The 21206-nt window shown below is 35.9% G+C and carries 21 protein-coding genes; 11 read left to right on the top strand and 10 right to left on the bottom strand.

Annotation, left to right across the window (positions count from 1 at the left end):
• The first annotated feature begins 1 nt into the window (after position 1).
• Positions 2 to 1390 carry an exopolysaccharide biosynthesis polyprenyl glycosylphosphotransferase gene (locus L1967_RS12720; protein WP_249601937.1) on the top strand — a complete coding sequence of 463 codons (1389 nt, stop codon included), beginning with the start codon at positions 2 to 4 and terminating at the stop codon, positions 1388 to 1390.
• 178 nt (positions 1391 to 1568) lie between these two features.
• Here the strand turns inward: L1967_RS12720 and lnt are convergent, their stop codons facing one another.
• Positions 1569 to 3164 (bottom strand): apolipoprotein N-acyltransferase, encoded by a 1596-nt coding sequence (lnt, locus tag L1967_RS12715; RefSeq protein ID WP_249601936.1) that lies wholly within the window; start codon positions 3162 to 3164, stop codon positions 1569 to 1571.
• 178 nt (positions 3165 to 3342) lie between these two features.
• Here lnt and L1967_RS12710 point away from each other — a divergent pair, with 178 nt between their 5' ends.
• On the top strand, positions 3343 to 4083 hold the full coding sequence (locus L1967_RS12710; RefSeq protein ID WP_249601935.1) for a CDP-alcohol phosphatidyltransferase family protein: 741 nt from the start codon (positions 3343 to 3345) through the stop codon (positions 4081 to 4083).
• A gap of 30 nt (positions 4084 to 4113) precedes the next feature.
• On the opposite strand, the gene lptB is transcribed toward L1967_RS12710, so the two are convergent.
• The 4 genes from lptB to L1967_RS12690 are packed head-to-tail and all read right to left on the bottom strand — an operon-like array spanning position 4114 to position 7047.
• The gene (gene lptB, locus L1967_RS12705) at positions 4114 to 4854 is read right to left on the bottom strand and encodes an LPS export ABC transporter ATP-binding protein (RefSeq protein ID WP_249601934.1); all 741 of its coding nucleotides are present in this window, start codon (positions 4852 to 4854) and stop codon (positions 4114 to 4116) included.
• Between the two features lie 40 nt (positions 4855 to 4894).
• Positions 4895 to 5251, bottom strand: coding sequence for a carboxymuconolactone decarboxylase family protein (locus L1967_RS12700; protein WP_249601933.1), 357 nt, complete (start codon positions 5249 to 5251; stop codon positions 4895 to 4897).
• 3 nt (positions 5252 to 5254) lie between these two features.
• Entirely contained in the window at positions 5255 to 6082 is an 828-nt protein-coding gene (gene tatC, locus L1967_RS12695) for a twin-arginine translocase subunit TatC (protein ID WP_249601932.1), read from the bottom strand.
• Complete coding sequence (locus L1967_RS12690) at positions 6082 to 7047, bottom strand: KpsF/GutQ family sugar-phosphate isomerase (protein WP_249601931.1); 966 nt, start codon at positions 7045 to 7047, stop codon at positions 6082 to 6084. Before L1967_RS12690 ends, tatC begins: the two co-directional genes overlap by 1 nt.
• Positions 7048 to 7132: 85 nt before the next feature.
• Between L1967_RS12690 and recQ the strand changes: the two genes are divergently transcribed.
• The gene (gene recQ, locus L1967_RS12685; protein WP_249601930.1) at positions 7133 to 9328 is read left to right on the top strand and encodes a DNA helicase RecQ; all 2196 of its coding nucleotides are present in this window, start codon (positions 7133 to 7135) and stop codon (positions 9326 to 9328) included.
• 6 nt (positions 9329 to 9334) lie between these two features.
• Entirely contained in the window at positions 9335 to 9535 is a 201-nt protein-coding gene (locus L1967_RS12680) for a hypothetical protein (RefSeq protein WP_249601929.1), read from the top strand.
• 81 nt (positions 9536 to 9616) lie between these two features.
• Here L1967_RS12680 and L1967_RS12675 read toward each other — a convergent pair whose 3' ends face one another.
• A complete protein-coding gene (locus L1967_RS12675; protein WP_249601928.1) occupies positions 9617 to 10405 on the bottom strand; it encodes a zinc metalloprotease in 789 nt (262 codons plus the stop codon).
• 25 nt (positions 10406 to 10430) lie between these two features.
• On the bottom strand, positions 10431 to 11138 hold the full coding sequence (locus tag L1967_RS12670) for a class I SAM-dependent methyltransferase (RefSeq protein WP_249601927.1): 708 nt from the start codon (positions 11136 to 11138) through the stop codon (positions 10431 to 10433).
• Positions 11139 to 11158: 20 nt separating this feature from the next.
• Here L1967_RS12670 and L1967_RS12665 point away from each other — a divergent pair, with 20 nt between their 5' ends.
• Entirely contained in the window at positions 11159 to 11653 is a 495-nt protein-coding gene (locus L1967_RS12665) for a YkgJ family cysteine cluster protein (protein ID WP_249601926.1), read from the top strand.
• A gap of 16 nt (positions 11654 to 11669) precedes the next feature.
• Here the strand turns inward: L1967_RS12665 and L1967_RS12660 are convergent, their stop codons facing one another.
• Positions 11670 to 12293, bottom strand: coding sequence for a class I SAM-dependent methyltransferase (locus L1967_RS12660; RefSeq protein ID WP_249601925.1), 624 nt, complete (start codon positions 12291 to 12293; stop codon positions 11670 to 11672).
• An 11-nt stretch (positions 12294 to 12304) separates the two neighbouring features.
• On the bottom strand, positions 12305 to 13555 hold the full coding sequence (locus L1967_RS12655; RefSeq protein WP_249601924.1) for an exo-beta-N-acetylmuramidase NamZ family protein: 1251 nt from the start codon (positions 13553 to 13555) through the stop codon (positions 12305 to 12307).
• Between the two features lie 13 nt (positions 13556 to 13568).
• Between L1967_RS12655 and L1967_RS12650 the strand changes: the two genes are divergently transcribed.
• Entirely contained in the window at positions 13569 to 14801 is a 1233-nt protein-coding gene (locus L1967_RS12650; RefSeq protein WP_249601923.1) for an ABC transporter permease, read from the top strand.
• A gap of 131 nt (positions 14802 to 14932) precedes the next feature.
• On the opposite strand, the gene L1967_RS12645 is transcribed toward L1967_RS12650, so the two are convergent.
• Positions 14933 to 15406, bottom strand: coding sequence for a copper resistance protein NlpE N-terminal domain-containing protein (locus L1967_RS12645; RefSeq protein WP_249601922.1), 474 nt, complete (start codon positions 15404 to 15406; stop codon positions 14933 to 14935).
• A 104-nt stretch (positions 15407 to 15510) separates the two neighbouring features.
• Between L1967_RS12645 and L1967_RS12640 the strand changes: the two genes are divergently transcribed.
• The 5 genes from L1967_RS12640 to L1967_RS12620 all read left to right on the top strand — a co-directional run bounded on the left by L1967_RS12640 (position 15511) and on the right by L1967_RS12620 (position 21125).
• The gene (locus L1967_RS12640; protein ID WP_249601921.1) at positions 15511 to 16488 is read left to right on the top strand and encodes a PLP-dependent cysteine synthase family protein; all 978 of its coding nucleotides are present in this window, start codon (positions 15511 to 15513) and stop codon (positions 16486 to 16488) included.
• Positions 16489 to 16575: 87 nt separating this feature from the next.
• Positions 16576 to 18669, top strand: coding sequence for an amino acid carrier protein (locus L1967_RS12635; RefSeq protein WP_249601920.1), 2094 nt, complete (start codon positions 16576 to 16578; stop codon positions 18667 to 18669).
• Between the two features lie 148 nt (positions 18670 to 18817).
• Entirely contained in the window at positions 18818 to 19543 is a 726-nt protein-coding gene (locus L1967_RS12630; RefSeq protein ID WP_249601919.1) for an SGNH/GDSL hydrolase family protein, read from the top strand.
• A 60-nt stretch (positions 19544 to 19603) separates the two neighbouring features.
• Positions 19604 to 20881 (top strand): DUF2851 family protein, encoded by a 1278-nt coding sequence (locus L1967_RS12625; RefSeq protein WP_249601918.1) that lies wholly within the window; start codon positions 19604 to 19606, stop codon positions 20879 to 20881.
• Between the two features lie 13 nt (positions 20882 to 20894).
• Positions 20895 to 21125, top strand: coding sequence for a PspC domain-containing protein (locus L1967_RS12620; RefSeq protein ID WP_249601917.1), 231 nt, complete (start codon positions 20895 to 20897; stop codon positions 21123 to 21125).
• The last annotated feature ends 81 nt before the right edge of the window (positions 21126 to 21206 follow it).

Genomic DNA, 21206 nt, shown 5'->3' with positions numbered 1-21206 from the left:
AATGGCAGACAAACCCCTACTACATTTCGAAATTTCAGAAAGAAAAGTACTTCTAAGAATTTTAGATGCTCTTTTTGTTCTGATGGCATTACTTTTATTAAGTGATCTTACTGATTTTGATTATTTTAGAATCACTAAGGATTTTTGGTATTGGACGGTTTTATTGGTTGCTTATCTTGAATTATTCGCTCATATTTTTGAACTCTATGATCTTCAGAAAGCCAGTAAGTTTGATACGGTTCTTAAAAACGTTGTTTTAACAACCTCGGTTACTGTTCTCTTCTTTATCCTTACCCCGGTTTTTAGTCCCAGTTTGCCAAATAACCGATTTCAAATTTTATATTTTTTTTTAACAATCACTTCTACGCTTTTAATTTGGCGAGCAGCTTACATTTGTTTGATCGCTTCACCAAGATTTAATAAGAAGGTAATTGTCGTTGGTGATAGTTTTGACATTCAAATGATTGCTGAAGCTTTTAAAAAAGCCGATCCTAATTATGAAATAGTAGGTTTTGTAAATACTGATGGTAGGAAAGAGCTTGCTAACGATAAACTTATGCAGTTTGAAGTTAAGGAGCTTAGAAATGCGGTAGAAAAATACCATATCAAAGAAATTGTGGTGGCCAGTGGTTATAGAACAGGATTGATGTTACCGCTCTATAATGAACTGAGTTTTCTGCTAAATAAAGGATTTCCTATTAGGGATTATATGCAGGTCTATGAGGAAATTACAGCGAGAATTCCCGTGCAAAATGTAGATCATGATTTTTATCGTTACTTTCCATTTAGCCGAAGTAATCAAAATAAATTTTATTTATATGGATTGCGGTTCTTTGACATTGTTATTTCAGTAATTGGTATTTTATTCGGAATTATTTTAATGCCAATAGTACTAATTGGTAATGTTCTGGGAAATCGAGGGTCTTTATTCTATATTCAGGAAAGAATAGGTCAAAATGGTAAGCCTTTTAAAATTGTGAAATTTAGAACAATGGTTAAAGACGCGGAAGCTCTGGGCCCACGTTATGCCGAGAAGAATGATTATCGAACTACTACGTTTGGTAAATTTATGCGTCGGGCAAGAATCGATGAAATTCCACAGTTTCTTAACTTATTAAAAGGTGAAATGAGCTTGATTGGCCCAAGACCAGAAAGGCCTGTTTTTGTTCAGGAGTTATCACATTCGATTCCTTTTTATAATATCAGACACGTTATAAAACCCGGACTTACCGGTTGGGCGCAGGTTAAAGGTGATTACAGTGGTGAGGAAGCAGGGGCCTTGGAAAAGTTACAATACGATCTTTTCTACATAAAGCATAGAAGTCTGTTCCTGGATATTAATATCATACTTAAAACCCTTAGTACCGTTTTATCCATGCGAGGACAATAAATTGGTTTGAATAAGTTTATTTTAAATTAGACCTTCTTCACTTGGGAAATCAAGAATCTAGAGTCAAGATGCAAAACAGAGAAAGCAGACGAATAGAAATAGATCTTTTCCTCTCAAATTCTAGATAGAACTTATACAGGGATGAAATTTGTAATTCGCAGGTTTTTCTTAAACCTTTCTACTGAAAATGTTTACTGCGCTTAAAACCTACAATAGCAAATAAAAATATAAATAAAGCCAAAAATTTCGAAATTCTGGCGATATAATCACCATGTTTTGCATAGAAGGTTATTTTATCGTTTAGGATAACTTCTCCAGTTAGCGTGCCCTGTTTTGCATATCCTAACTGCTGTGTGACATTTCCAACAGGATCAATAATTTCTGAAATTCCGGTGTTCGCACTTCTGGCAACAGCTCTTCGGGTTTCTATGGCTCTCAATTTGGCGTAACTGGCATGTTGCCGGTGTCCTGCAGTATCGCCCCACCAGGCATCATTGGTAATAATACTTAAAAATTGAGCACCGTTTTTCGCATAACCCGTAACATATTCGCCATAAATAGATTCATAACAAATAATAGGAGCGGTCTTCACGCGATCTTTTAAAGTAAAAACCTCGCGGTCTGGCTGTGTGGTTTTCATAGCTACAGTTCCACCCAAATCGATCATGATATCACCTAATATTGGTTTTAGGAGGCCCTGATAAGGAAAATTTTCTACACCTACTACTAATTTTGATTTGTGATAGATCTGGTTTTCTGAAAAATTATTGATTAGAAATGCCGAATTGTAATCGTTAAACCAATCGTTTTCTCGTAATAGATTGGATTGCGGACCAACTTTAGAGGGATCTGAAAATCGCTCGTATAAAGAAACACCACCTAAAAAGCTTAAATTGGGTTGAAGCGAAGCAATTTGTCTTCCAAAAAAAGCAGCTTCAGAATTATCGAATCTTGGCAATATGGTTCCGTCAGCAAACACAGTTTCGGGGGCTAACACAATAGAAGTTGAATCGGTTATGCTTTCCCGACTCATATTCAGTAATAATTCACCTATTTTAGTGTCGTTGGTGTTATATTTTTCGGTGTAGGGATTAATATTTGGCTGTAAGATTAAAGCATTTATATGGTTTTTAGGCATTTCATAATTCCACAGAATAAGATATGATGCAAGGATGGGTAAACCCATAAGTAAAACCGATTTTAGGGCTGCGCGAAATAAAATTCCATTTTCCTTGAATTCAGAATAAGAGAGAATTGCTTTGAATATGATAAAGTTTACGAGCAATATCCATAAAGTGCCACCAAAAGTACCGGTGAATTCGTACCACTGAATCCAATTAGTATAAGCAGAAAATCCATTTCCTAAGTTTAGCCAGGGCCATGAAAAATCCCATCCAAGATGAATTTTTTCAAAAACGATCCAAAAACTTATAAAAAAACTGGCAGAAGCTTTAAAACCAGTCCGTTTAGCTACAATATGGTAAATAAGAAATACCACAGACATGAGCAGTGAATTGGCCAAAATGGCGAAGGCACCGCCAAAAGGCGTTGAAAAATAAATCCAATAAGTAGTAAGTAGATTCCAAACGAAAAATGCCAAATATGAAACGCCAAAAATTTTCCATTTTATAAATTTTGCGTTAGAGTTTCGAATATTAAATTCGGCAACGAGTAAAGGCACAAAACCTAAAAATAGTAAAAGCGGAAATCCATTTACAGGCCAACCAAAAGCAAGTAAAAGTCCGCTTAAAATGGCTAAAAAAAAGTTTTTCATAAAGGTTTATTTTCTCGGCTGAACGCATTTTAATAAAGCTGATTTCAGTGCCGTAAAATCGCTTTTGCTTTCAGACCTCAAAAATAATAAACTAAGGTGCGAAAAAAGGTTTTAAGGAAATTTTATTAGACATTGAGGTGTAAATACCTATTTTAGTTGCACTGAAATTAACCAATCAATGAAAAAACATATTCCTAACCTTATCACGCTTTGTAATTTATTTAGTGGTAGTCTTGCAGTAATTTTTGCCGTTCAGGGTAATTTGATCGCCGCAGCTTTTTTTGTAGCGCTAGGAATATTTTTTGACTTTTTTGATGGGTTGGCTGCGAGGGCTTTAAATGTAAAAAGTGATGTTGGTTTACAATTAGATTCGCTTGCAGACGTGGTGACTAGCGGTGTAGTGCCGGGTATCGTAATGTTTCAGTTATTAACTATGGCGTTGCCGGGAGAAGATGGATTAGAGCAATGGACAGCAGATACTAACTGGTTGGAATTTACTTTTAATCCTTTAGCTCTTTTTGGGTTGTTAATCATTTTAGGTTCAGCTTTTCGATTGGCAAAATTTAATGTAGATGATCGCCAAACCGATTCTTTTATTGGCCTGCCAACACCAGCAAATGCATTATTGGTCCTATCCTTACCATTAATCTTAACTTTTCAGCCTAATAGTTTTGCAACAGGGATTATCTTAAATGAATGGTTTTTATTTGCACTAACGATTATTAGTGTGATTATTCTTAATGCAGAATTACCGTTGTTTGCTCTAAAATTTAAAAACTGGGGTTTTAAAGGAAATGAAATAAGGTATATTTTCCTAATCCTTTGTGTGGTTTTAATTGTGCTTTTTCAGTTTTTAGCGGTACCTATGATTATACTGAGTTATGTGTTGTTATCGGTTTTCTTCGGAAATAAAAAATGATGTTGAAATGATACAATTTCAGCTAGTGGTCTATTGAAAAAGTTTCTTCTTTCTAAGTTCGAAATTTTGTCCTAGATAAACTTTTCGAACCATTTGATCTTCTGCAAGTTCTTCTGGGATACCATGTTTAAGGATACTTCCTTCAAACATTAAATAGGTGCGATCTGTTATCGCTAAAGTTTCCTGAACATTGTGATCTGTAATTAAAATCCCAATATTCTTATTTTTTAACTGCGCTACAATACGTTGAATATCTTCCACCGCAACAGGATCTACACCCGCAAATGGTTCGTCTAAAAGAATAAATTTAGGGTCGGTTGCCAAAGCACGGGCAATCTCTGTACGGCGACGTTCCCCACCACTTAAAAGATCACCGCGGTTAGTACGAATATGATTTAATCCAAATTCTTCAATTAGGGATTCCATTTTCATGTGGCGCTCTTTTTTAGAAAGCTTAGTAAGCTGTAAGACACTCATGATATTATCTTCGATGCTCAATTTTCTAAAAACAGAGGCTTCCTGAGCCAGGTATCCAATACCATGCTGCGCCCTTTTGTACATGGGGAAATTAGTGATATTTTCCTTATCAAGAACAATACTACCACTGTTTGGTTTTATAAGTCCGACAATCATATAAAAAGAAGTTGTTTTTCCGGCTCCGTTTGGTCCCAAAAGACCTACGATTTCCCCCTGATTTACTTCAAGGGAAATTCCTTTTACTACTTTTCTTCCTTTGTACTGTTTTACAAGATTGTCGGCTCTTAATTTCATGCTGCAGGTTTAATTCAGTATAAACATAAATTATACCGATTTATTTTTCGGTATTTGCTTCTTCCAAAGATTCCCAGTATTCAAAAGCTCTTCTTAAATGTGGGATTACAATAGTACCTCCTATTAAGGTTCCAATACTTAAGGTTTCCATAACTTCTTCACGCTTTAACCCTTCATTAAAACTGCTTTCTAAATGGTATTTCACACAGTCGTCACATCGTAATACTAGCGAGGCTACAAGACCTAAAAGTTCTTTAGTTTTTTTATCTAAAGCTCCTTCAGAAAAAGCATTGGTGTCTAAATTAAAAATACGTTTTAGAACTTTATTATTCTCTCCAAGAATTTTATCGTTCATTTTTTGGCGATACGAATTGAATTCGTCAACCTGATTGATCATAGCTTATTTTTTATCTGTAATTTCTCTTTTATAAATGATCTTAGAAATAATAATACTTACCTCGTAAAGAATAAGTACTGGAACAGCAACGATAATCTGACTTACAATATCTGGAGGAGTTATAACCGCAGAAACTATAAGAACAATTACCAGTGCGTATTTTCTATAAGTTTTTAAAAACTGAGGTGTTACCACGCCCACTTTTGTAAGGAAATAAATAAGAATAGGGAGCTCAAAGATAAGTCCGGTTGCAATAACCGAAGCTCTTACCAGACTTATATAACTACTTAAGTCGAATTCGTTTAATACTACCTCACTAACCTGATATTTCCCAAGGAAGTTGATAGAGAGAGGAGTAACTACATAGTACCCAAAAAGAACACCTAAAAAGAATAAAAATGAGGTTACAAAAATAAAACCTTTAGCGTGTTTACGTTCATTTTCATGCATTGCCGGTGCTACAAACTTCCAGAATTCGTAGATCACAAAAGGGAAAGCGATAATAAAACCAGCGGTTATAGATGTCCATATATGAGCAGAAAACTGCCCACCCATGGTTCTACTTTGTATCGTAAATGGTAATTCCTCAAAGCAAAAGCCACCATCAATGCCCACCATTTCAGATAATTTGCAAAGCATACTATACGACCAGAAATCACCTTTACTTGGGCCAAAAAGAAGAACATCAAAAATAAACCCTTTAAGAAAAAAAGCCACGGTTGCAGCAATGACTACGGCAAGAACAGATCGTATTAAATGCCATCTTAATTCTTCAAGATGATCTAAAAAAGACATTTCCTGTTCTTCCTGGGGCTGGCCTATTTTTTTCATTATAAAATTCCTTCTCTTATTAAATTATGAATATGAACCACACCACTATACTTTCCGTCTTTGGTAGCCAACAACTGAGATATTTTATTTTCCTCTAAAAGATCAAGCGCCTGGGTAGCCAAAGCTTCTTCATCGATACTTTTAGGGGAGGTACTCATAATATCCTTAGCAGTAAGATTCTTAAATTCTTCATTGTTTTTTAGCATTCTACGAATATCGCCATCGGTTATAATACCAACAATTTTATCGTTTTCCAAAACGGCAGTTACTCCCAGCATATTTTCAGAAATAACCATAATGGCATCGGTAACAGTGGTTTCTGGAGAAACACTTGGTTTCATATTTTGCTGTGCGATATCCTTAACGCGCAAATATAGTTTTTTTCCAAGACTGCCTCCGGGATGATATTTCGCAAAATCTTCACGGGAAAATCCTTTTAACTCTAACAAACAAATAGCCAAAGCATCACCAATAACCAACTGTGCCGTGGTGCTGGTTGTAGGGGCTAGATTGTTAGGGCAGGCTTCTTTTTCTACATAAGAATTTAAGATGAAATCTGCCGATTTTCCTAAAGACGAATCACTGTTAGCAGTGATCGCGATAAGGGTATTATGAAAATCCTTGATAAAGGGCACTAAGACCTTAATTTCTGGACTATTCCCACTTTTGCTAATGCATATAACGATATCGTCTTTTTGAATAATACCAAGATCACCGTGTATGGCATCTGCGGCATGCATAAATATGGCAGGTGTTCCGGTAGAATTTAAAGTAGCAACAATTTTACTTGCAATAACAGCACTTTTTCCTATCCCCGTAACAATTACCCTTCCCTTAGAATTGTAAATATTTTCTACAGCTTCTACAAATTCATTATCAATAAGATGTTCTAAATTTGCAATCGCTTTAGCTTCAATTTTTACAGTTTCTTTGGCGACATTTAAAATTTTTTGCTGAAGTTTCAAATTTTGAAATAATTAAGGATTGCAGATACTAAAGAAATATGTATATTTAGATGTGCAAATGTATGTAAAATTGTAACACAATTGAATGAGTTTGACTGAAATTGATTTACATAAACAACTGAAGAAATATTTTGGCTTTAGCCAGTTTAAAGGTCTTCAGGAGGATGTTGTGGCCAGTATCGTAAATAAGAACGATACTTTTGTAATAATGCCAACAGGAGGAGGTAAGTCCCTATGCTACCAGTTACCTGCATTGATCGAAGAAGGAACAGCAATTGTAGTATCGCCCCTAATCGCCTTAATGAAAAATCAGGTAGATGCCATTCGAGGAATTTCTCCGGAATATGGCGTTGCCCACGTTTTAAATTCTTCGCTTAACAAGACCGAAGTAAAACAGGTAAAAGAGGATATTATCAATGGTGTAACCAAACTTCTATATGTAGCGCCAGAGTCGCTTACCAAAGAAGATTATGTTGATTTTCTAAAAGAGCAAAAAATATCTTTTTTGGCGATAGACGAAGCGCACTGTATTAGCGAGTGGGGACATGATTTTAGACCAGAATATCGAAATTTAAGGCATATTATTAAACGTATTGGAGAAAATATCCCAATCATTGCCTTAACAGCTACTGCCACTCCAAAGGTGCAGGAAGATATTCTTAAGAATCTGGGGATACCAAAAGCTAAAACGTTTAAAGCAAGTTTTAACCGACCTAATTTATATTACGAGGTAAGGCCAAAAACAAAAAATGTGGATGCCGATATTATTCGTTTTGTAAAACAGAATAATGGTAAAAGCGGAATTATTTATTGCCTTAGCCGAAAGAAAGTTGAAGAGCTTGCGCAAACGCTCCAGGTTAATGGAATAAATGCTATTCCTTATCATGCCGGTTTAGATGCCAAAACAAGATCGAAACATCAGGATATGTTCCTGATGGAAGAAGTAGATGTTGTAGTAGCAACCATTGCTTTTGGAATGGGAATCGATAAACCCGATGTACGTTTTGTAATTCATCATGATATTCCAAAAAGTATAGAAAGTTATTATCAGGAAACGGGTAGAGCCGGTCGTGATGGCGGAGAAGGGCATTGCCTTGCATTTTATGCATATAAAGACATCGAAAAGTTAGAGAAGTTTATGAGTGGTAAGCCTGTTGCAGAGCAGGAGGTTGGCCATGCGTTACTTCAGGAAGTTGTAGCTTATGCAGAAACTTCGATGTCTCGACGAAAATTTATTCTTCATTATTTTGGGGAAGAATTCGACGAGAATAGTGGTGACGGAGCTTCGATGGATGATAATGTTCGAAATCCTAAAAAGCAGCACGAAGCAAAAGAGGAATTAGAACTTCTTATAAAGGTAGTTAAAGATACAAAGGAGTTATACAAATCTAAAGAGGTTGTGAAAACCCTTATGGGAAAAAGTAACGCTTTAATTTTATCCCATAAAACCGATGCCAATCCGCTTTTTGGAAAAGGAAAAGACAAGGACGAAAGTTTTTGGATGGCTTTAACCCGGCAGGCCCTTGTGGCTGGTTATTTAAAAAAGGATATCGAAACCTATGGCGTGATAAAATTAACGCCAAAAGGAGAAGAGTTTTTGCAACATCCAGAGTCATTTATGATGACTCATGATCATGTTTTTGACGAAAATACTGATAATGCAGCGGTAACTTCCAAAGCTTCATCTGGAGTCGATGATAAGTTGGTAAGTATGCTTAAGGAACTACGAAAAAAGGTGGCCAAGAAAAATGGTGTTCCTCCTTTTGTAGTATTTCAGGATCCTTCTATAGACGATATGGCATTAAAATATCCCGTGGATCTAAAAGAACTTGGGAATATTCATGGTGTTGGCGAAGGAAAAGCTAAAAAATATGGTAAAGAGTTTGTAAATCTTATTGCAAGATATGTAGAGGATAACGAAATTATTAGGCCAGATGATTTGGTTGTGAAAACGACCGGAGCAAATAGTGGCTTAAAATTATTTATTATCCAAAGTGTGGATAGAAAATTACCTCTAGACGATATTGCTTCAGCAAAAGGTATGGAAATGCCTGAATTTATTAAAGAAATGGAAGCTATTGTATATAGCGGAACGAAGCTGAATATCGATTACTATCTTGAAGATATTTTAGATGAAGATCAGCAAGAAGAATTATACGATTATTTTCTTGATGCTGAAACCGATAAAATTGAAGCTGCTCTTGAAGAGTTTGATGGGGACTATGATGATGAAGAGCTTCGGTTGTATCGTATTAAATTTATAAGTGAAGTCGCAAATTAAATCAAGATGAATAAAAGAATTAACTTAATAAAAAAGAACGCTAAAATTTTAATAGTACTTGGTGTGTTATTAATCGCCATAGCAAATATTTTAAAACATGCTGAAAAAATATCAGACGTGTCAAATGGTTTAATGAGTGGTGTGGCTATAGGCTTTTTAGTTGTGTCAGTAATTACTTTAGCTAAAAAACGACAAAGTTTCAAGTAACTTATAACTATATCATAAAATATAAAAACAGCCTTTTTGAATTTTCAAAAAGGCTGTTTTTATATTTGCAAAATTAGAATATTATTTTCCGCCGTTGGCTTGAAGATCAGCAATACATTTTGGGCCTAATACTGGTGGTGTGCCCCGAATCTGATCGATGATTCCCGAGCCAAATTCTAGTGAAGCCCGCATTAAACAGTTTTCTTCGGTACAATGTCCATCAGATTCTGCATCTTCATGATCGCTTTGAAGCTCGGTACCCACGTTAACTAAACCAAATAAATGCCCAAATTCATGATTTAAGACCGCGGTTTCTATAACACTTTTGCTCGGCGCATTTACTCTGGCTGCAAACTTCTCTATGGTTTTTCCATAAATAACCATAGACGTATTGCGATAAGCCGATCCTAAAACGTAACGTTCATCGGTGTCATCTTCATTGCTGCCGTCAGCAAAATAAATATAGATGCTAATTTCGTCTCCCACGTTAAAGGTGCTGCGCTTATCGTCTTCGATATCTGCGATTTCCTGAATCTCAAAAGGAGCCAGTCCAGAAGATTCTACTTCGCGGTAGCTAATAGAAATACCATCTGGTTTATAGGATCGTTCTTCCAGAAATTCCTTAAAATTATCCATAGCAGCAACGGTAGGCTGATATCCACTTACGTATAGCACTTCGATGTTCATCGAGGTATAGGCATCATCACTTAATAAATCGTGGGCAGAGTCGCCAAGTCCTTTTCTATTTAATGATTTATCGATTACTGGTTCGTCATCACTAGGATCATCAATTCCATTACCATCACTAGAACAAGAGGTGATGGCTACAAATAAGCAAAGTGTATAAAAATACTTGTAAAACTTCTTCATTGATTATATAATATAGTGTTCAAATTTAATCATTTTTAATAGTAAGTTTTGCTAAATAATCGTAATGCTCTCCTTCGACTATTAATTCGCAATTAAAATCATTCTTTTGTGCTGCTAATTTAAGCAAATCAAAATCCATATAAAGCCATGGGAAATAATCAGATTTTTCTCCTTTATAGCTAATACAAAAATCAATCTCTCCTATATATTTACGATTTAAGTCATCATTTGGTTCTTCATCATCTTCCAGAAAACTAAGATCTGAAGAATCGATTAAAATCTGTCCGTCAGGTTTTAAAACTTCTTTACAAATGTTTAGAAAGTTATCGGTGTTAATAAGATTACCAATAATTCCGGTGCCGTTCATCAAGAATAATAAGGTATCATATTTGCCACTTTCAGCATAAAAATCTTTTACTTCAGCATCTAGTACACCACGTTCTTTGGCAATATCTATCGCTCCTTCAGAAGTATCAATAGCTTTTACCTTAATATTTTTTTGCTGAAGATAAAGGGTATGGCTTCCGGCGCCACAGCCTACATCAAGAACATCTCCGTAGGCAAGTTTTAAAGCCTGCTGTTCGGTTTTGGGCATTTCAGAAAAATTCCTGAAAAGGTATTTAATCGCTATCTCGTCGTCATCAAAATCTGGCGAGTGTACTATAATCGGAGTTTTATCTTTTTTGAAATAATAGGCCTTCATTGCCATTCCGAAGATATCTTTTTCCTTCATAATCTTATTATCTTTGCGGCATGCAGGAAATTTTAAAAGAGCTGCCGGGAAAGGCCAAAGATAAGCAGAAGGAAAATAAAAAGTTTTTTTCTAAGCTAAAGAAACGACCACCAAAAGATTTAGACGTTAAAATGCAGCAATTGCATGAGGAGGAGTTTGCCAGAACCAGTTGTTTGGACTGTGCAAATTGCTGTAAAACTACGGGGCCGCTTTTTACCAATAAAGATATAGAGCGAATTAGCAAATTTTTAAAACTGAAACCACAGCAATTTATCGATCAATATCTTCGAATAGATGAAGATAAAGACTACGTCCTGCAAAACGTTCCCTGTACTTTTTTAAGTCATGATAATTATTGTTTAATCTACGATGTGCGACCTAAAGCCTGCCGGGAATATCCACATACCGATAGAAAAGACTTTCATAAAATATCGAATCTTACCATTAAGAATACCGCGATTTGTCCTGCCGCTTATCATATTGTAGAAGAAATGAAACGCCGAATAAAAGTTTAAATTCGATAATTTTGAACTATAACTTTTCGGCGATAAAACGAAGTACAGATCCGGTGCCATTGTGATATAAACCTTCTTGAAGCGCTACAGGCTTTTCTTCTAAAAGAATCACTTTAAAATCGTTAAAATCCTGCTGTATTTCTTTTTTAGAAAATAAAGAAGCCTGATCCTTAGGGCCACCAACATTAGGATTTTCCTTGCGATATTTTAAATGATGTTCTCCAAAAGCTTCAAAAATAATACGACCACCTGGTTTAAGAAGAGTGCTTAATATTGAATGGAATTTTTTACGAATTTCGGCAGGAAAATGAGCGTAGATTAATGCTATAACATCAAAGTGGTTAGGTTTAAACTTTAAATCGGGGAGACGACCAACCCTATAATCAATATGAACTTGATTTGATTTTGCCAATTTTAAGGCCTTATTTTTACCTTCAGTACTAATGTCGAAAGCTGAAACATTCCAGCCCTCTTTAGCTGCATAAACGGCGTTTCTTCCTTCACCTTCAGCCCCAAAAAGTATTTTTCCCGGTTTAAAGTGGTTAAGTTGCTGTGCTAGAAACTTATTTGGTTCAATTCCGTAGGCGTATTCCTCTTTTTGAAAACGATCTTCCCATCTTTGTAACCATTCATTTTCCATAGTTTTTCTTTTTATTGATAGAGCAGGTATTTTTCTCTTTTATTTTTAAATTCCTGAAGTCCCGCTTGCCAGCTTTCCCTTATCTCTTTTTCGCTTACCCCATTTTCGATTTGTTGTTGAAGTTGCTGTGTACCGGCAAGTTTTGTGAAAAAACTATTGAAAAAATCAGCCTTATTTTTAGTGTGATTATACGCTTTGATAAGCCATTTTAAATTAATTTTCTCTAAATGCTCGCTATGGCTAAGATCTTCCCCAAAACATTCTTTGCCTAAGTATTTAGGGTTTTTTGCGCCATCCATTGATGTTGGCGTGTAGGTATATGAAAACTCTTTAGCATCTAAAAAAGGCGACCCAAAAACCTGAAATTGTTTATGGGTACCACGGCCGGCGTTTACATTAGTTCCTTCAAAAAAACAAAGACTTGGATATAGATTTATAGATTGATCATTGGGTAAATTAGGAGAAGGTTTTACCGGTAAACTGTATTTTTTTTGATGGTTGTAATTACTCATTCTAATTACTTCTAGATCACAATTAATCCCGTTTTTTAGCCAATTTTCTCCATTAATCATTTTTGCATATTCCCCCATGGTTAGTCCATGTACAACGGGGATAGGATGCATCCCTACAAAACTATGATGTTTTTTTTCCAGAATAGGCCCGTCTATATAATGACCGTTAGGGTTTGGACGATCAAAAACCAAAAGTTTAATGTTATTTTCAGCACAAGCTTCCATCACATAGTGTAGCGACGAAATGTAGGTGTAAAAACGAGCTCCTACATCCTGAAGGTCAAAAATCAGTACATCGATATCTTTTAGTTGTTCTGGTTTTGGCTTTTTATTATTTCCGTAGAGCGAAATTACCGGTAATCCTGTTTTTGGATCTTTACCATCTTCAACTTTTTCGCCGGCATCGGCTTTCCCTCGAAAACCATGCTCAGGAGCAAAAACTTTTTTTATCGCTACGTTGAGTGCTAAAAGCGAATCGACCAGATGAACAGATTCTTTATTTTTATTTAGGATCAAAGAAGATTGATTTCCTACGATACCAACTTTTTTACCGTGAAGCATAGGCATATATAAATCTGTTCGATTAGCACCAACCACAATATCGCCTATAATTTCTTTGGAAGAAGTGAGTTCGTCCTTATTTTTTGATGAAGATGGCTGTGTTTTATTTTTATCGGCTTCTATGTTTCCGCAAGAAAGAATTGCGATAAGACTGAATAAAAATGTACTTTTGAAGAACCGGTTAATCATATAATTGTAAATCTTGAATTTCGAGTTATTTGTAGTTAAGCGTTTAATAAACGCCAATAAAGATAAAAGTAGTATTTCCTCGCCTATTATAAAAATTGCGATTACGGCAATAGCAATTGGGGTAGTGATGATGCTGGTATCTTTTGCGACAGGTTTGGGATTACAAGAAAAGATTAGGGATAAGATTGCTGCTTTTAACGGGCATATTATTATCACCAATTACGATAATAATAGTAGTGAAGTGACGCTACAGCCGGTTTCTAAAGATCAGGATTTTTACCCTGAATTTAAATCGGTTGCTGGGATAACCCACGTGCAGGGGACAGCCACCAAGGCGGGTATCATTAGAACTACAGATGATTTTGAAGGAGTCATTGTAAAAGGAGTAGGGAGTGATTATGATTGGTCTTTTTTCAAAGATTTTTTAGTTGAAGGGAAATTACCCGATTATTCATCGAATCTTAACGATGAGGTTTTAATTTCCAGGTATCTTGCTAACAGGCTTCATCTAAAAGTTGGTGATCGTGCACCTACTTATTTTCTTAGGGAAGGCCGGGAAAGACCTTTTGTACGCGGATTCAAAATTGTTGGAATTTACGATTCGGGCTTTCAGGATTTTGACGAGCTGTATTTAATTGCCGATTTACGGCATATCCAAAAATTAAATGGCTGGAAAGATGATGAAGTGGGTAATTTTGAAGTTTTTATCGACGATTTTGATCAGTTAGATGAAAAATGGAAAGAGGTGTATCTTAATACCGGATCATTTTTAGATGCACAGCATATTGGACAGAAATACTATAATATTTTTGAATGGCTTTCTCTTTTCGATTTTAATATCGGCCTTATTATCGGGATCATGATTTTGGTTGCCGGGATAAATATGATCACCGCTTTATTGGTTCTTATTTTAGAGCGCACACAAATGATCGGGATCTTTAAGGCATTGGGAACCCAGGATTGGTCGATTAGAAAGATGTTTTTATATAATGCCGGTTACCTGATTTTACTTGGTTTATTTTGGGGGAATGTGATTGGATTGGGAATACTTTTTATTCAGAAGTATTTTAAGTTGATTCCTTTAGATCCAGAAACGTACTACGTAAGTGAAGTGCCAATTTTTATACATTGGGACTATATTTTAGCAGTGAACTTGGGGACGCTTATTTTATGTATGCTCATGCTACTTATCCCTTCGATGATTATTTCTAAAATATCTCCGGTGAAATCGATAAAATTCGAGTAAAAGTTATCGAATTTCAGTTGTCAGGATGATGAAGTTTTGTAAGACATTTATATAAAACTGCGTGTTGTTTTCTTCGGATGGATTCCTTTTTTGAATTTCAGAATATAAAGAAAGAAATCAGTCGATGCGTTCTATAACTTTTGGAAGGTGTAAGTTTTAATACTGTCTTTTTCTATGCGTGCCACTGCTGGATTTTTCCAGGATAATACTTTATCTAAAAAAACAAATTTCTGATTATTTAAAATAATTAAAGAATCATTCTCATTCCATTGGTATTGGCCAATTTCAGTTTTAATTTCACCGGCAATACTGTCATTTTCATTATAATTTTGTGCAATTTTATAAGAGCCATCTGGTTTTAATTCCAGATTAACAATGATTCCCTTACAATCTTTACATGGTAAAGTAACTTGATAAGTGCCGGTATATTCCCATTTTTCTTTCGGCCCCTTCTCTTGCCATTCGCTTTGAGAATCTTCTGTTTTTTCTCTCTGGTCATGCTGGCAGGAAACATTAAATAATAAAGTGGTGATCACCAGAAATATTAACTGTTGTGCAATAAAGCTCCTCATGATTTTTTTGCGCAAAAGTATATCGATTTTCAAAATTTCAAATCTAAAAAATTACTAAAATTTCATCCTAAGTTTTAATTTTTCTTAAACAGAATTATCGTTTTGGATTCCCTAAATTGTGATTTCAAAAAAAATACATGACCTACGCCGAGAATATCCTGGAAACCATTGGGAATACCCCTTTGGTGAAAATGAACAAACTCACAGCAGAAATAGAAGCTCTTGTCCTTGCTAAATACGAAACTTTTAACCCTGGTAACTCGGTTAAAGATCGCATGGCTTTAAAAATGGTAGAGGAAGCGGAAGCCAATGGATTACTAAAACCGGGCGGAACCATTATTGAAGGAACCAGCGGTAATACCGGTATGGGACTTGCACTTGCTGCGATCGTAAAAGGCTATAAAATGGTCTGTGTCATGTCAGACAAGCAAAGTAAGGAGAAAATGGATATTCTAAGAGCTGTAGGTAGTGAAGTGGTCGTTTGCCCAACCAATGTAGCTCCAGACGATCCACAAAGTTATTATTCGGTAGCGAAAAGAATGGCTAAAGAAACACCAAATTCGTGGTACGTTAATCAATACGATAATTTGGCCAATTCTAAAGCGCATTACGAAAGTACCGGCCCGGAAATCTGGAAACAAACCGACGGGAAAATCACCCATTTTGTAGTTGGTGTTGGTACTGGCGGAACTATTTCTGGCGTAGGAAAATACCTGAAAGAGCAAAATCCTAACATTAAAGTATGGGGAATCGATACGTACGGTTCGGTATTCAAAAAATATCATGAAACCGGCGAATTTGATGAGAATGAAATTTATCCTTATGTTACCGAAGGGATCGGGGAGGATATTATTCCTAAAAATGTAGATTTTAGTGTGATCGATGGGTTTACCAAAGTAACCGATAAAGATGCGGCCATCTACACCCGTAAGCTGGCCAGGGAAGAAGGTTTCTTTTTAGGAAATTCTGCCGGGGCCGCCGCCAAAGGCCTTTTGCAGTTAAAAGAACATTTTACTAAAGACGATGTTGTGGTTGTTTTATTTCACGATCATGGCAGTAGATACGTTGGTAAAATGTTTAACGACGACTGGATGAAACAACACGATTTTTTATAGAAAACCGGTTTACATCCTAAAACATTCATATTTAGCGAATTATTCAGCTAAAATTATAGCTGAAATAAAATTTAATCTAATTTATTTATGCGAAGAAATTACATTGTTTGTTTTATAGTAATTCAATGCTTTTTCACTTCATTATTAGCACAAAACGAAACTGATTTTCAGGTTTCAGTGGCAACTAACAATCCTTCTCAGGAAATTAATGATGCAGAAGCCATAGTGAAGGTAAACGGAGGAAAGCCACCGTATCAATATAAATGGAGTCAAAAGGAAACACCTTTAGATGCTAAAAAAGCTACAGGTTTTGTAGAAGGTTTAACGCATCAGGTAACCGTTACCGATGCTAATGGTGAAGAGGTAAAAAAGACTTTTAAAATAAAAGCTACATCTATAACCGAAAAGGTAAATAGCCGCGCCCAACCGGCGGTAGATTTTTTAGAAGGAATTTTATTTTGGGATCCGTTTGAACCTTTAGGCCTTTATGATCCTGTGGTGTATACCGAGGAGCGACCAATTTTGATTCCTGATTTTGATGCTAAAACCGAGCAAAAATATACCCTTCAAAAATGGTTAATAGGAGAAGGCGAAAAAATTGAAAAAGATGATAAAATAGCTATCGTACAAAAAGGGAAGGAGAAGCAAATTCCCGTTTATGCGCCAGCCGGTGGAACTTTAGAACATACGGTTAAAAAAGGAGCAGCTATTTTTGATCCTGAAGATAAAGAAGATGTGATCGAGCAAAATGCGCATCAGGTAGCCAATATCATTTATGATGATCCGCAGCCTGTGTTGTATCCCAATGGGGATGTTCGTAAAAACGCAATCCCGTTTATTGTAATTTGGCTTATTTTGGGAAGTATCTTTTTTACGCTTCGTCTTGGGTTTGTAAATGTAAGAGGATTTAAACATTCTATAGATTTAGCAAAAGGGAAATACGATAATCCAGATGCGCCGGGTAGAATAACCCATTTTCAGGCCATGACCACTGCAGTTTCAGCAACTGTTGGTTTGGGGAATATTGCCGGTGTGGCGGTAGCCATTTCTTTAGGAGGCGCAGGCGCTACCTTTTGGATGTTTATTGCCGGTTTTTTTGCAATGTCTTTAAAATTTGTAGAGTGTACACTTGGTGTAAAATACCGTCATATTAATAAGGAAGGCCGAATTTTTGGTGGCCCAATGAATTACCTTCGTTACGGCTTGGAAAAAAGAAATATGAAAGGTGCTGGTAAAGTACTGGCGATTGTATTTGCCGTTTTAGGCGTTGGAGCTTCTTTTGGTGGCGGGAATATGATTCAGTCTAACCAGGCGTTTAAAATTGTTTCAGATCAGCTTCCGTTTTTAGAGGGAAATGGATTTTGGTTTGGGATAGGTTTTGCGGTTTTAGTAGGTATCGTCATCATTGGTGGGATAAATAGTATCGCTAAAGTAACCGGTAAAGTAGTACCGTTTATGGCTGCTGTTTATATTTTAGGATGTTTTGTGGTGATTGGGACCAATATCGAAAATATTGGGAATGCGTTTCATGCGATTTTTGATGGTGCTTTTTCAGCCAGTGCCATGAAAGGTGGTTTTATAGGAGTATTAATTGTAGGATTACAGCGGGCCGCATTCTCTAGTGAAGCCGGCGTAGGATCGGCTGCGATTGCACACAGTGCTTCTAAAACTAAAAATCCTATTGCAGATGGTTTTACATCCTTGGTAGAACCTTTTATCGATACGATGGTGGTTTGTACCATGACGGCTTTAGTGCTTATTTTTACCGGAATGCATGAAGTTGATGGGATGGGCGGTGTAGAGCTTACTGCCGATGCTTTTGGAAGCGTGATTTCCTGGTTTCCTGCCGTTCTTGCTTTTGCTGTTTTTCTATTTGCTTTTTCTACAATGGTGTCCTGGTCTTATTATGGGATGCGCTCGTGGACTTATCTTTTTGGACGAAGTAAAAAATCTGAACTTATTTATAAAATCATGTTTCTTTTATTTGTGGTTGTAGGAGCTTCTGTAAGTTTAGGTGCAGTGCTCAGTTTTTCAGATATGATGATCTTAGCAATGTCTTTCCCTAATATTATAGGGCTTTATGTAATGTCTTCTGAAATTCGTGGAGATCTAAGGAATTACATGAAGCGTTTACGTAATAATGAGATTTTTATTAATCCGAAATTCAGGGAAGCAGATTAATTTTTCGGCATAAATGAAGGAAGTAAAGATCTTAACTTATGATAGTAAAAGATGCGAAATTCCGATTATTTTTGTCAAATGACGAGGTGAATTTTCCAGATTATTTAAATTCAATTTTAGACATATCTACTTTTAAAATATAAAATACATGATAAAGTTCTTACCATATTTAATTGTTGCTGCATTCATTGTTACCGGATGCAGTTCTTCCAAAGCCACCCAAAATAATAATAAAGAATCAGGTTCTGAAGACTCGAATGCACCTAAATATAGCTACCTGGCGCTTGGTGACTCATATACTATTGGAGAAAGTGTAGAAGAATCTGAGCGTTGGCCGGTACAGCTTACCGAAGCATTACGGGAGCGTGGCTATGCGATGGCCGCTCCCAAAATTATTGCAAGAACCGGTTGGACTACGGCCGATCTAATAGCGGGAATAAATTCAGAATTAAATGTGCAGCGCGATTTTGATCTCGTTTCCATTTTAATTGGAGTTAATAACCAGTATCAAAACAAGCCCATTACAGAATATGAAGAAGAGCTACGGGAAATCTTTCGAAAAGCTATTAACCATTCTAAAAAGATGGAAGCCGGTGTTTTTGCTGTTAGTATCCCAGATTACGGTGTGACGCCTTTTGGTTCGGCCAATCAGGATGAAATTGGGCGGGATATCGATGCTTTTAATGCAGTTTTTAAGCGTGTGGCGCAAGAATATAATGTAGATTTCTATAATATCACCCCAATCTCTAGAAGGGCAGCTGATAATCCAGATCTTATTGCTGCAGATGAGTTACATCCTAGTGGATTAATGTATCGCTACTGGGTAGAAGATTTTATATTAAACGTTGTGGAAAAATTACCTCAGGAAAACTAATGTATGTTTTTATAAAATTGATTTTAAATATATTAAGTAATTCTTTCTTAACTTTAGCAAGTGAGGGAAGAATTTTTACATTATATATGGCAATTTCAAAAGTTTGAAAAAGCGCAGTTAAAAACAGTTAGCGGAGAACTGCTCGAAATTTATCATCCCGGCACTCTTAATGATCAAAGTGGCCCCGATTTCTTTGCTGCAAAATTAAAAATAGGTGATCAATTATGGGCTGGGAATGTAGAAATTCATTTAAAGTCTTCAGACTGGTATTCCCATACACATCAAACCGATACCAATTATGATAGTGTAATTTTACATGTCGTTTACGAGCACGATCTTGATATTTTTAGAAAAGACGAATCTATTATTCCTTCCCTTGTTTTAAAAGAAAAAATACAACCCGAAGTTCAACAAAATTATCTACAATTACTTGAAAAGGATCACAATTGGATTAATTGTGAAAAATTCTTTCCAGATTTTAATGAATTTGATATAGAAAGCTGGTTAACCAGATTATACATAGAGCGTCTTGAAGGGAAAACACAACTGATCTTTGATTTATTGAAGCAAAGTAAAAACGATTGGGAGTCGGTGTTATTTAAATTACTGGCTAAAAACTTTGGCTTAAACAAAAATGGTGACGCTTTTTTAAATCTGGCAAGCACTATCGATTTTGAAGTAATCCGTAAGCTTTCAAAATCTCAATTTCAGTTAGAGGCTGTTTTGCTGGGACACGCCGGGCTGCTGGAAAAAGATGTTGAGGATAATTATTTTAAGGCGTTAAAAAATGAATATAAATATCTTCAGAATAAATTTAAAATAGGCTCTCCCATACAATTGCGCCCGGTTTTCTTCAGGTTACGCCCGGATAATTTTCCTACCATCCGATTAGTACAATTAGCGGCAGTTTTTGCAAAGTCTTCTGCATTATTCGGTATACTTGCCAAAGCGCAGACCAAAGCCGACATTTATAAAATTTTTAAAATAGAGGTGCCTAAATTCTGGAAAACCCATTATAACTTCAGTAGTTCTCATCATCCAAGGCAAAAGAAGCTTACTAGATCATTCATTGATCTGGTGATTATTAATACGGTTGTTCCTATGCAGTACGCTTTTGCGAAAAGAAGCTTAAATGAAAATGAGTATTATCTAGATCTAATTGCTGAGCTGAGTCCTGAGAAGAATACTGTTATTCAGCATTTTCAGCAATTAAAACCCAAATTGTTTAACAATGCCATGCATTCTCAGGCACTCCTTCAATTGAAAAGAATGTATTGCGACGAGAATAAATGCTTAACATGCGCTTTAGGCGCAAAGTTTATAAAAGGGAAATATTAGTTATATTTGGTGCGTGAGAAAAAATTTTTACAATTTAAGATACTATCTGGAGCGTAATGGTTTTTACGTTTCTTCGCGCCTTGCCGATAAAATTGGGATGCGTGCCAAGAGTGTGAGGCTGTTTTTTATTTATGTTACATTTTTCACTTTCGGGATAGGTTTTGCGGTTTATCTTACCCTGGCCTTTTGGCTAAAGCTTAAAGATCTGGTATATACTAAAAGGACTTCGGTATTTGATCTTTAGAATGATTCTTTTAGAAAATTAGGGGGGGTAATTGATATTTTTATTAAGTTTCATTAACAAAACCTTGACATTTTAACGACA

Origin of the sequence: Zunongwangia pacifica, from assembly GCF_023499215.1 — a bacterium.
GTDB classification, from domain to species: Bacteria; Bacteroidota; Bacteroidia; order Flavobacteriales; family Flavobacteriaceae; genus Zunongwangia; species Zunongwangia pacifica.
This window is presented reverse-complemented; position numbering and strand designations above follow the sequence as displayed.